This window comes from Aeromonas sp. D3 (genome assembly GCF_027705025.1).
GTDB classification, from domain to species: Bacteria; Pseudomonadota; Gammaproteobacteria; order Enterobacterales; family Aeromonadaceae; genus Aeromonas; species Aeromonas salmonicida.
Window position 1 is genome coordinate 1 of the sequence record NZ_JAPDBE010000069.1, and the last position, 11,400, is coordinate 11,400.

An 11,400-nucleotide genomic window follows, 5' to 3' on the forward strand; every position below is an offset into this window, starting at 1 on the left:
TCATGATGAACCCTGTTCCATGGCTCCAGATGACAAACATGATCTCATATCAGGGACTTGTTCGCACCTTCCTTAGGTGATTTCAGTCTGCGTTAATTAAAAAGGGGCTTCCCAAATTAGTCGTAAGAATGCTTACCCAGCCCCAACTGACCGTTATAATGGGGGCTGCCTGTCAGTGATGGTCGTGTGAACTTAGTTGTTCATGACATTGGCATCAATCCAGAGGGGGAGCGAACCACGATCAGAGACCAGTTGTATTGAGGTTAGTTGGTAATGTGGTTTAAGTAACTGGGGGCGATTCAGCTCATAGGGCAACTGGCTAAACTGCTCTCGTTTTTTCTCTTGAATTCTTGTAGAAGATATGGATTGGCACAATTGTAGCTATCAATTAAATCCGGGCACTTCTGTCTTTTAAATAAGTCGTCTTCTATAGTATTTAGAATGCAATATAATTATAGGCGCAAACATATAGAAAGTAGGTAATCTGAGCCCATCTTTTTGATGGGCTCTGTATATCACCTAGTACAGGGGTAAATGAATTGAAATCTATTTTGCGATGGGAGGAGTGCTACTACTCAGCGTTTCTAAAAAATCTACAATAGCAGAGATTTCTGATTTTGTGAGATTTAATACATGCAACTTTCCTGAACCTTCAGGAAATAAAGGGTCATACCTATATTCATTGATTTTTAATTTACTTGCTACAATTTTCACACCCATGGCATTATTGTATGCAGTAATTACTTCTTCCAAATCAAACCGACCAGTATGCATGTATGGAGCGGTATGTGCCAGCTCTCTTAACGATGCGACTTTAAATTTCCCAGAATCTTCTGGGTTAAGCGTTACGTTGTAACGGCCTAGGTCCCTAGCTGGGAGGTTGTAGTCAGACAAACCTATGTCTTCAAAATCATTGTTAGTAAAGTTCGGACCTGAGTGACAGTTCATACATTTCGCTTTGGTCCTGAATAAATGTAATCCCCAAAGTTCTTGGTTGGTTAGAGTAGCCTCACCCTTCAAAAAACGATCAAACTTGGCGTCAGTCGATATAATCGATCGTTGGAACATAGCTAATGATTTGGCAATGATCTCAGTTGTTAAATGATCACTGCCGAATGCTGCTAATGTATCTGAACTATAATCGTCAAATAGACCTTTTGAAACTCTATCTTCAAGCTCCTCTATCGGTAAGTTCATTTCAATTGGGTTGGCTATAGGTTTAAGGGCTTGTTCTTCCAAATTGGTAGCTCCTCCATCCCAGAATAGTGATGTCTGGAAAGCTGAGTTAATAATACTTGGTGCATTTCTTGTACCTTTCTCTCCATTATGTCCAACAGAGACCGTAAGGTTGTCATCCCAACCCTGAGATGGTGTGTGACATGTCGAGCATGAAATATCACGGTTTTTTGATAGTCTTGGTTCAAAAAACAGGCGTTTCCCTAAACTATGAGCATTAATAGAGTATTGATTGTAATTCGGGTGTTCTACATTAGGTAGTATGCCAAGTTCAGCCCATTCTACATCATTATCAACTATCGGTGCAGGCCAGGTTGCGGGATCTGGATTTGCGTAAAGAGCCTTAACGTTTGTATAGGCGGCTTTTATTTCATCAGGTGTTTGGTCTACTTGACGTTGCAAACTAGTTTTATCTAAACGCGTAAATGATTTATATAGGACGGCAGCTGTAGTTTGGGTCGGATCATCAACTAAAGCCCCGGCGCTAATATCGTATATTCTTTGGTTTAAGGTTGCGCGAGAGTTGTCTTTGTTTACCCAATAAAAATTTGATGTTAAAAATGGAAATGATAATGGGAACTTGGCCGCGTTGCTATCCAAGAGCGACTCTAGCTCCTCTACTGTAGGAACTGACCAATTCCCTACATTGCACATGCTCTGTTGATTGAGTGAGTTAAGTTTATTTTCCACATCACTCCAGTTATATTCTATGTTTGCTGTTTCCTTATCAGAATAATGCCAGATGTTAACTCCGTAACCATAATTACGAAGAGGCTTAGAACGACTGCGAAGATCATCTACACACTGCCAAGATAAAGTAGAGTATTCATTGTTCTGAGATGAAAGTAGTTTACCAGTTTGATCAATCCTCAAGAAACTATCAGATTCTGGGTTTGGGTCATCTATAAGCACTTCAGATGGTCGGTCTCTGTCGAGAATTCGCTTGATTTCACGTTGGTTTCTTACTTTAATGATATTTAACAAGCTCTCAGAACGAAACATATCTAATGCGAGGCGATAACTATTAATGGCTTGGGTGCCTTCTATTGATTCATTAATTCCATAAATTTCTAGAGCTGCAAAAATAAATGCTAGCCCCTTTGATTCAGCTTCTGCAAGTTTTGTTGATAGGTTCTGAACTTCATCTGTTGATAGCATCCCATCTTGGTTTTCATCTAAGTAGGCAAACTGCGCAGTTGTTTCTGGCGTGACCAGAACATTGACGGTATTACTATCTATACGCTCAGTTTGAGCGCGCATAAGATTTGGTTGACTAGATAGCACTTTAAATATCTGATTGTTATTACTAATTGTGATTTCAAAAGGGTAGCTGTCGTTGTAACTATCAACAATAAATGTTGCTGTAGAATTGGAATCTAATGTGCTTTGATACGTTTTTTTAGTATTTAATTGACGAGCGCTAACCAAGCCTCCCGCGAGAGTCGTCTTTAGACTCTCAGGTACACTAACGATAAAGGATATTGGTAAGATCTGTGGTGGTTGAGAAGGTAAAGTTCCAGTTCCAGTTCCAGTTCCAGTATTCGTTGTTGGTTTCGTATCAGAATTGCACCCAGCCAGTATTGCAGCTGTTAGCAGAAAATAAATTCCGGCTTTCATTTCGACTCCCACGTAGCGTTAACTCTAATGATAATTATTGCCATTACAATTGCCGATGCTAACTGAGAGTGTGACCGGTATCAATACAGGCCGATTGTTATTAGTCGTATTTTGATGTATCAGCGTTTGAGTAGCGTTGTTTTGCCAAATGAAGAGACTTGAATGATTCCTTATGCAGTGAGCGAGACACCTACCCGTTTGAGTTCGCATCTCGATGGGTGGGTTAAGCAGATTAGTTATGAACCTCTTTGAAGACTACCAATAGGTCACCCTCCTCAGGATGGACCCGTTTGATGACATATGTGTATGTCTAAGGTATACACTCATCAGCGCGAACCGCGAGTCAGGTAGCTCATGAGTCGCTCGCATTTGCTGAAAAATTAAGATGAAGCAGTTACGGTTTGGGTGAACGATAGCCGCTCCTTGAGTGAGCCTACAGAAGTTCAATGCTACCTGTAGACATTGGTTTTGATGGCGACATAGCGATAGGGATGCACCGGTAGTGACCCCAGTGCCGGGCGGTCCAACTGCTCAAACGCCTCGCGTCGGTTACCGGGCAGCTGCTTGAACGGGCGCTCGTTGAGCTCATTCAACAAAGCCCGGATGCACTGGTTTAGCTCGGCAAGCGAGAAGAAGGTCTGATGGCGTAGACGAGCCAGGATCCAGCGCTCGACGATCTGCACACCCACCTCGGCCTTGGCTTTGTCCTTAGGCTTGTAAGGGCGAGCTGGCATCACCGCCACCTGATAGTGCTCGGCCAACTGCTGGTAGCTGGGGTTGAGCTCGGGATCGTATCGGCAAGCCTTGCTGACACCGCTCTTGAGGTTGTCGGGGATCAGCAGTACCGGTGTCCCGCCGAAAAACTCAAAGGCACGGACATGGCTTTGCAGCCAGTCCGGCAGTGACTGGGACCAGGTGGCCTCGGCAAAGGTGTAGTTGGACGCACCGAGCACGGCGACAAAGACTTGTGCCTGACGGACCTCACCCGTAGTCGGCGACACGATGGGCACCGTGGGCCCGCAGTAGTCGATAAAGAGCTTTTCCCCCGCCTTGTGGATCTGGCGCATGGAGCGCTTTTGCAACTGACACCAGGACTTGTAACGGTCACAGAACTGGGAGTAGCTGTAACAGCTATTGGGATAGCGCTGGGTGTACTCCTCCCAGAGCAGCTGTTTGGAGACCCCCTTGCGCTTGAGCTCCTGATGGACAGAGGGCCAATCCGGTACAACATGGCGGGCCGAGATGGTGGTATCGGCCTGCGGATAGAACAGGGCAGCCAGTCGGCCATCATCAAGCTCGGTAGGTAAGGGCCAGGTAAGGCCGAGCGCCTGGGCACTTTTGAGGAGTTTCTGGATGGAGCCGACACTGACCTTGGTACAGATACTGATTTGGCGAACAGAGAGGTCAGCTTCCAGCCGCAGTCGCAGCACTTCACGAATTTTACGCATTGCAATCCTCTTGGCAGACATAGGCTCTTCCCTGGCAAAAGGGAGAGCGTATCAAAGGTTTTTAAATCAATGCGTTAAGGATGATTCCGGTGAATGTGAACAGTGATTCCGGGATGTTGAACACTGTTTCCGGAAAGGAGGGGCGAAGTGTTCAGGTTGAACCGGAATGAGCGTTCACATTGGTCCGGAAATGGTGTTCACGTTGAATCGGAATTGGTGTTCATGATCGGCCGGAATATGCAGCAGTCAAATGCGAAGATGCTAGGTATATGCAGCATGCACATTACTGGTGGATTAAAGCTGCTTTAAAAGGGGCTATTAACGCAATGCACAAGTTGATTAGCAACTATGAAAAGGAGGACTTATATCGTTGTTGGATATGGGTACTTCTTGCAGAGTGTATTGGGTATGATCTCCTAAATGAGGTCGATACATCCACAACTTATGATATGCATGCGGGTAGTGACAAGTATACATTCACTATCCAAGGGCAGACTTTTCCTGCACTGATATTACCTGCCCTAGATATGGTCTTACATCACAAGGCTCAGCGAGTCGTAGATAAGCTATATCAAGAGTATATTGACGATGGCAACGTATCTGAAGATCATAGCTCATATGACTAAGAAGGAATTAAATAGAGAGGATATGTTTTTATCTTCTATGTTGAGTTTGGATTTGTAACAGACAGCTGTAGATATTGTGAGAGGGGTGTTCAATGTGTGGAAAAAATCATTGCCTCTCACGCATCACATGTACATCTTGCTGCGTTAGGTGTGCTAACTACTTTAATAAAAGATAATTTACTCAACTTAATGAGTGTTGACACATACTATATTTAAGTGATCAATTTTTATAAGTGCAATTTTTGTTCTTTTAAAGAAAGCTAGCTCGAAGGAATTAAAAATCTGGATTATCTTCGCTGCGAAGCAGCGGAATGTTGAAATTCTTAAATTTTTTATTTGTTCTCAATAATAGTAAATGGACAGTTTTTCGATTTTTTCAAGTGGGGTAAATGAAAAAAATTTCAAAAAGGATTGGTTTGATGGTTTTTTGAGCCATGAACTTGGCAGTATGACTAAGCCCTTGAAGCTGAATTAGCCTTGAAGTTAGTAGAGGCACAGGCCTACAGGCTGATCAAGCCGGGTGGCATATTGGCAAAAATGGAGTGTCTTAGTCTTCATGATGGTCGCCGTTCTTATGAGTGGGATCGTGTATTCGCCACTTTGGCACTTCAGATGCCGTTTTGGGTTGGGGCATCCAACTAACAACTCAGTGAGGAAGTTACAGCACTAATCAGCGTGAATACCCGGCCACGATGGCATGGTGGCCGGGTTGGATATCAGCGAAGCTGCGCCACTAAGGCTTTTGCTACCGCTTCTGAGCTTGCTGGGTTCTGCCCGGTGATGAGCTTGCCATCTTCAACTATAAACGGCGCCCAGTTAGGCCCCTTCTGGTAGTGAGCACCAAGTGCGATGAACTCATCTTCAATCAGGAACGGCACGATGTCAGTCAGCTCCACATCGGCTTCTTCGCCGTTGGTAAAGCCAGTCACCTGACGGCCTTTGATCAGTGGATTACCTGAGGCTGCTTTTACGTGGCGTAGCACACCTGGTGCATGGCAGACGAAGCCAATCGGCTTACCGGCTCGCTCAAAAGTTTCAATCAGCGAGATTGATGTTTGGGATTCTGAGAGATCCCACAGTGGACCATGGCCACCTGGATAGAATACGGTGTCGAAATCTTCCTGGCGCACGCTATCGAGCGTCACTGTGTTAGCGAGTGCATGCTGTGCTACCGGATCGGCGTTAAAACGGTGGGTCTGTTCGGTCTGGAACTCCGCTAAATCACTTTTCGGATCCAGTGGTGGTTGGCCGCCTGCCGGGGATGCCAGTACTACCTCGGCACCCGCATCTTTAAAGATGTAGTAAGGCGCAGCAAATTCCTCTAACCAGAAGCCTGTTTTCTTGCCTGTATTACCCAGTTCACTGTGAGATGTCAGTACCATTAATACTTTCATTGTTCGATCCTTTTAATTTTTGAGTTCTACATCAGCCGCGCAAATAAGCGAGGATTGCAGCAGTTTTATCTTGATAGGGGGCACGTAGACGCAAGTTTGACTCACCTTCTGCATTCTGCACGACAACCGGTTTCTGATGACTGAAGCGGCGGAAACCGTGCACACCGTGATAAGCTCCCATACCGGAAGGGCCTATACCGCCAAACGGCAGGCTTTCTATCGCCGCGTGAGTCATCACATCGTTAATCACCACTGCGCCTGAAGTGGTGTTTGCTATAAAGTTCGCCTGGTTCACCCTATCGTTTCCGAAGTAGTACGCCGCCAGCGGGCGCGGATGAGCGTTAATCCAGGATAGTGCCTCACTGCTTTTGGAGAAGGTCTTCACAGGCAGCAAGGGTCCAAAAATTTCTTCTTGCATGATGAGCATGTCATCGCTCACGTTCAGTACCAGATGTGGTGAGATTTTGCGGGTTGTCGTATCGAAATCTGCTTCACCTTCCGGAGCCAGGCTGATGACGGTCGCTCCTTTTTGGCGAGCGTCATTGAGCAACATCACCAGACGATCAAAATGGCGCGGACTGATGATCGCGGTATAGTCTAGGTTTGCCTGCACGGTCGGGAAGCTCTGGGACATAAATATCCGCGCTGTATCCACTAGCTCATGAACTTTATCCTGTGGTACCAACAGGTAATCGGGCGACAAGCAGATCTGCCCAGCATTAAAGGTTTTGATCGTCAGTGTTCTTGCCATCGCCAATGCCATATCAGCGTCTTCATCGATGAATACCGGTGATTTCCCGCCGAGTTCCAAGGTGACTGGAACTAGATTCTCCGCTGCGGCACGCATCACGTGTTTGCCTACGGTGGTGCTGCCGGTGAAGATCAGATGATCGAAAGGCAGGGCGCTGAACGCTTGGCCGACATCGGCATCACCAAGCACTACCTGGAGTTCGTCCGGCAAGAAATACTGCGGGATAAGATTTGCCAGTAGTTCGGAGGTTTGAGGTGTCAGCTCAGACGGCTTCAGCATTGCTGTATTTCCAGCGGCAAAGACGCCCGCCAGCGGTCCGAATGCCAGGTTGATTGGAAAATTCCACGGACTGATGATCCCCACTACGCCAAGCGGCTGCTGTTCGATCCACGTCTGCATACCAGGTAAGGGCGCTTTTACATGCTCTGGTTTCATCCACTCGTGAACCTGCTCGGCAGCGTGACGCAGCATAGTTACAGTGGTCAAAATATCGACACTCAGCGACTGATAATCGCTGCGATGACCGAAGTCATGGTTAAGTGCTTCGTTAATCGCCTTGTGATTCTCGGTGATCAGTTTTGCTGCACGCAGCAAACGATCCTTACGAAGCTCGGCGCTGGCGGGGCCAGCCATTATGTGTGTGTTTTTCATGGTAGTGAGCTGACTCAGTAGCTCAGTGTTAGTGGTCTTCGACATCATATAATTCCGTGATTTGCTGCGATGGGTAAAGCTTGCCGGATCTAGTGTTGCAGGACTAACAATGCTATTTTGGTATTGGTATAAATATTTTTATGGAACATGTATGTCGCTGATCCGCCTGAGAACATTTATTGAGGTTTACCGCCAGCATTCGATAACTGCCGCTGCCAGAGTGTTAAGTCTGACGCAGCCAGCAGTCTCGCAGCACATCGCCGGGTTGGAGTCTGCGGTGGGGAAAGCGCTGTTTGAACGCCAGGCCCACGGCGTGATCCCTACCTCTGCTGCCGATGAACTGGCGGCTGATATCGGCAATAAACTCGATGCCGCAGAAGCCGCGTTAGCCACGGCGAGGGCGCGATCGTCCGGGATTGCCGGAACGCTACAGATCATCGGACATGCTGATTTTATGGCGGAAAAATTGCCAGAAGGGTTGGTGCCGTTGCTTGAAGCAGATGTTCGAGTGCGTATGCACACTGGAGATGGCCCGCTGGTGACCCAGATGCTGCTGGAAGGGCACTGCGAGCTGGGCATTTCGGCGCACCCTGTGACCGATGAACGGCTGAAGAGCGACGTCATTTATGCAGACCGCGTGTTGGCGGTTGCCAGTCCGGCGGTTGCCAGTCGACTAATGCAGGCTGAATCCTTACCAGAGGCACTTAGTGAGGAGCCACTGCTTGCTTACAACCTAGAGTTGTCCTTGATAGATGACTGGATGGTGAAAAACGGCATAGCATCACCTGACGTGTTGCCTGCTGCGGTTGGACAGGATCTGCGTGCGCTCAGAAGCTTGCTGGAAAAAGGGTTCGGCTGGACGGTGCTTCCGGAGTATCTCTGTACTGGTCAGCTACAACGCGGTGAGTTGATGGAGATCCAGGCCCCCGTGGGGAACACCACTATTAGCTACAATCTGGTTTGGATGCCAGCCTCGCTACGTCAACCTCGAGTATCTTGGGCAAAGAAAATATTGTTAGAACGGCTTAAATAGTAAGGGAAAGTGCGAGTCAAGTACTTGTAGATAGTACATATTCATTTTTGTTGTGAATTCGCTGTTATCACAATCGCAAATTGAGGGTGATGATTAGGCTCGAATACAGTTGCAAATTTTGGTTGTAAGAATGTCCATAAATTTATTTATGCCCATACCAAAATAGGATTGTTAGCTTCAGGGAGGCTGCTTTATGTATTCTTACTTCGACATCAATGAGTACTAACTGAGTAAGTTAAGGAGTTTCTTATGTTGAAGAAAGAACTGTATCGCACCGCTGCTACTGCAACCGGTGGACGAGATGGCTATGTACGAACTGAAGATGGTGTTTTGCATATTTGGTTAGGCGCACCGAAAGAGCTTGGCGGGCGTGGATTTGGTAATAACCCTGAACAGTTGTTTGCAGCTGGCTATGCCGCTTGTTTTTTGAGTGCAATGAAAGCTGTCGTCGCAAATAATAAAGCACAATTCACTCAAGTCCCAGACGATACTAAAGTGACCGCAGAAGTAGGTATAGGCATGCTAGAAACTCAAGGCTATGGTCTAGCCATTACACTGAATATCGAAATGCCAGGTATTGACAGAATGGCCGCTGAAACACTTGTAAGTGCTGCACATCTTGTGTGCCCTTATTCAAATGCAACTCGTGGCAATGTTGACGTTAACATAAATATTATTTAATAGCTTCATTCTAAACCATTATAGGTGATGCTTCTCGTTGGTTGATGCGATAAAATGGGTGCTTTGAGGCTCAGAACTTCATTGCATCCAGCAACGTTCACAATCGTCGTTGAGGCACAATTACCTCACGCTAGGGGCTTGTTAGAATTTTGAGATCTGCAACCGATGATAACTAGAAGTGTACATTTTTGTATTGCATAAAGATGTAAAATCAACCCCTCATCTAAATACAGCTAGACTCTAGCATGAAGTTACATAATAAACACAAGTTCAACTTGAAAATTTTAGTGGTAAATTATATCATGTCAACATGACATATACTTATATGTGATGAGGCTTTTATGCACGGTGTATATGAGATACAAACAGACGGCAATATAATAGTTGCAACATTACATGGTGCATTTAATGAGTTTGCGGTAGAGAAGTATGCGAATGATTTAAAAGTAATTGTCAATCTATTTAATGATAATAACTTTGCTATGTTGATTGATATACGTGAATATGCAGGTGCAACTCCTGATGCATTGGTAATTGTAGATAATTTTAATAAATGGTTAAGTTATAAAGGTTTGTTGGCAAAAGCATACGTCACTAAATCCCCGGTACTATTGGACTTAATACTCATTAACACCCCATCTATAAGTAATGTGCTTATAGCTAGATTCAACGAGATTGGGCATGCAAGAGAATGGTTAAACGAAATAGTTAAAAGCCAATAAGCGAAGACGAGAATATTATTCGATGCTCGCTATCTATGTGTACTCTATTCTGTCATCAACTGACAGTACTGCCAAGCATCGCTAGACCTAAGGAGAATGCGCTACAAAGCGTACAAGCTCTATGGGACAGCAACAATCAAGCCCCATGCTGCCGTGTATGGCGACAAGCGGGAGAGTTCGGCGTATCAACGTTCAGCACCATCCTTGACGATACAGAAAACCAGAAATTTCTGCGTTAGTAGGTTTACGAAAGCGCATACGTATGTCAATATTTTCTTGTGAAGATGTTAGTGTTGCTGACTAATCGCCGCACTATGGTTTATATCAATATAATAGAGAGGTGAAATTGCCATGAAAAGGATTCTTCTAATACTCATCTCTTTTATTATATCTGTCGATGTAACTGCAAAAGAGACCATACATTGGGCTCAGTATGACATTCCTCCATTTTATATAAAAGATGGCAGATATTCAGGTAGAGGTGTGGTTGATGTTACTGACGCAATGATAAGAGCTGAATTACCTCAGTATAACCATGTAATAATATGGGCGAATATTGCCAGAATTCAACGGATGATGCAGCAAGGGAAAAAAGTTGTCTGTGGCAACATGCTAAAAACGCCTGAAAGAGAGAAGTATCAAACATTTTCTACTTTTCATAAAACACTATCAACTGCACCACATGTAATCATACCATCCAGTGAGCTTAACACTTATAAGCAGTATATAATTGATGGAGACAGTGTTGATTTGCTTCGGTTGATTCAATCGAAGGATAAACTTGGCTATTTCATAGCGTCTCGTTCTTATGGAAGTAAATTTGACCTCGCAATTAAAGATAAAACAAATAAGAGAGTTAACTACTCGCTCAATGCTCCGATGGGTAATGTCCTGGATATGCTATTAAAAGATGTAAATGGTTTTACCGTTGCATACCCAGAGGAAATTATCTATTACACAGAAAGTAAGTTTGGGTATGGCTCATCAACAGTATCTGATTTAAATAAAAAGGCTTATCTAGGGAAGTTCAAAGTATTTCCGATAGCTGGACAGCCAAAAGAAATATCAACTTATGTTGCCGCACCGAAAACCGAGTGGGGTGATAAAGTCATATCTGATATCAATGAAGCACTATCAAAACTAAAATCAAATCCAGAATATATAAAGGAAGGTGCGAACAAGTCCCTGATATGAGATCATGTTTGTCATCTGGAGCCATGGAACAGGGTTCATCATGAGTC

General features: G+C 44.9%; 7 protein-coding genes and 1 pseudogene. 4 read left to right on the forward strand and 4 right to left on the reverse strand.

Annotated elements, in window-relative coordinates; translation table 11 throughout:
* Window positions 1-546: 546 nt before the first annotated feature.
* From OKC28_RS22340 to OKC28_RS22355, 4 genes and pseudogenes are all read right to left on the reverse strand, one after another.
* Window positions 547-2,853 (reverse strand): cytochrome c peroxidase, encoded by a 2,307-nt coding sequence (locus OKC28_RS22340; RefSeq protein WP_270691128.1) that lies wholly within the window; start codon window positions 2,851-2,853, stop codon window positions 547-549.
* A 464-nt stretch (window positions 2,854-3,317) separates the two neighbouring features.
* Window positions 3,318-4,322, reverse strand: a pseudogene (gene istA, locus OKC28_RS22345) (IS21-like element ISAs29 family transposase); the annotation flags it as partial.
* A 1,321-nt stretch (window positions 4,323-5,643) separates the two neighbouring features.
* Complete coding sequence (locus OKC28_RS22350; RefSeq protein WP_270691129.1) at window positions 5,644-6,321, reverse strand: type 1 glutamine amidotransferase domain-containing protein; 678 nt, start codon at window positions 6,319-6,321, stop codon at window positions 5,644-5,646.
* A gap of 31 nt (window positions 6,322-6,352) precedes the next feature.
* Window positions 6,353-7,771, reverse strand: a complete 1,419-nt coding sequence (locus OKC28_RS22355; protein WP_270691130.1) for a coniferyl aldehyde dehydrogenase — start codon at window positions 7,769-7,771, stop codon at window positions 6,353-6,355.
* A gap of 61 nt (window positions 7,772-7,832) precedes the next feature.
* Here OKC28_RS22355 and OKC28_RS22360 point away from each other — a divergent pair, with 61 nt between their 5' ends.
* The 4 genes from OKC28_RS22360 to OKC28_RS22375 all read left to right on the forward strand — a co-directional run bounded on the left by OKC28_RS22360 (window position 7,833) and on the right by OKC28_RS22375 (window position 11,353).
* Window positions 7,833-8,756, forward strand: a complete 924-nt coding sequence (locus OKC28_RS22360) for a LysR family transcriptional regulator (protein ID WP_270691131.1) — start codon at window positions 7,833-7,835, stop codon at window positions 8,754-8,756.
* 249 nt (window positions 8,757-9,005) lie between these two features.
* Complete coding sequence (locus tag OKC28_RS22365; protein ID WP_042060312.1) at window positions 9,006-9,437, forward strand: organic hydroperoxide resistance protein; 432 nt, start codon at window positions 9,006-9,008, stop codon at window positions 9,435-9,437.
* Window positions 9,438-9,778: 341 nt separating this feature from the next.
* On the forward strand, window positions 9,779-10,159 hold the full coding sequence (locus tag OKC28_RS22370; RefSeq protein WP_270691132.1) for a hypothetical protein: 381 nt from the start codon (window positions 9,779-9,781) through the stop codon (window positions 10,157-10,159).
* A 351-nt stretch (window positions 10,160-10,510) separates the two neighbouring features.
* Window positions 10,511-11,353, forward strand: coding sequence for a TIGR02285 family protein (locus OKC28_RS22375; protein ID WP_256687570.1), 843 nt, complete (start codon window positions 10,511-10,513; stop codon window positions 11,351-11,353).
* Window positions 11,354-11,400 lie beyond the last annotated feature (47 nt).

What these genes read in the sequence shown, in the direction of transcription:
- OKC28_RS22340 (WP_270691128.1), bottom strand. Translation starts at nt 2,853, where the DNA reads ATGAAAGCCGGAATTTATTTTCTGCTAACAGCTGCAATACTGGCTGGG.
- OKC28_RS22350 (WP_270691129.1), bottom strand. Translation starts at nt 6,321, where the DNA reads ATGAAAGTATTAATGGTACTGACATCTCACAGTGAACTGGGTAATACA.
- OKC28_RS22355 (WP_270691130.1), bottom strand. Translation starts at nt 7,771, where the DNA reads ATGATGTCGAAGACCACTAACACTGAGCTACTGAGTCAGCTCACTACC.
- OKC28_RS22360 (WP_270691131.1), top strand. Translation starts at nt 7,833, where the DNA reads ATGCTATTTTGGTATTGGTATAAATATTTTTATGGAACATGTATGTCG.
- OKC28_RS22365 (WP_042060312.1), top strand. Translation starts at nt 9,006, where the DNA reads ATGTTGAAGAAAGAACTGTATCGCACCGCTGCTACTGCAACCGGTGGA.
- OKC28_RS22370 (WP_270691132.1), top strand. Translation starts at nt 9,779, where the DNA reads ATGCACGGTGTATATGAGATACAAACAGACGGCAATATAATAGTTGCA.
- OKC28_RS22375 (WP_256687570.1), top strand. Translation starts at nt 10,511, where the DNA reads ATGAAAAGGATTCTTCTAATACTCATCTCTTTTATTATATCTGTCGAT.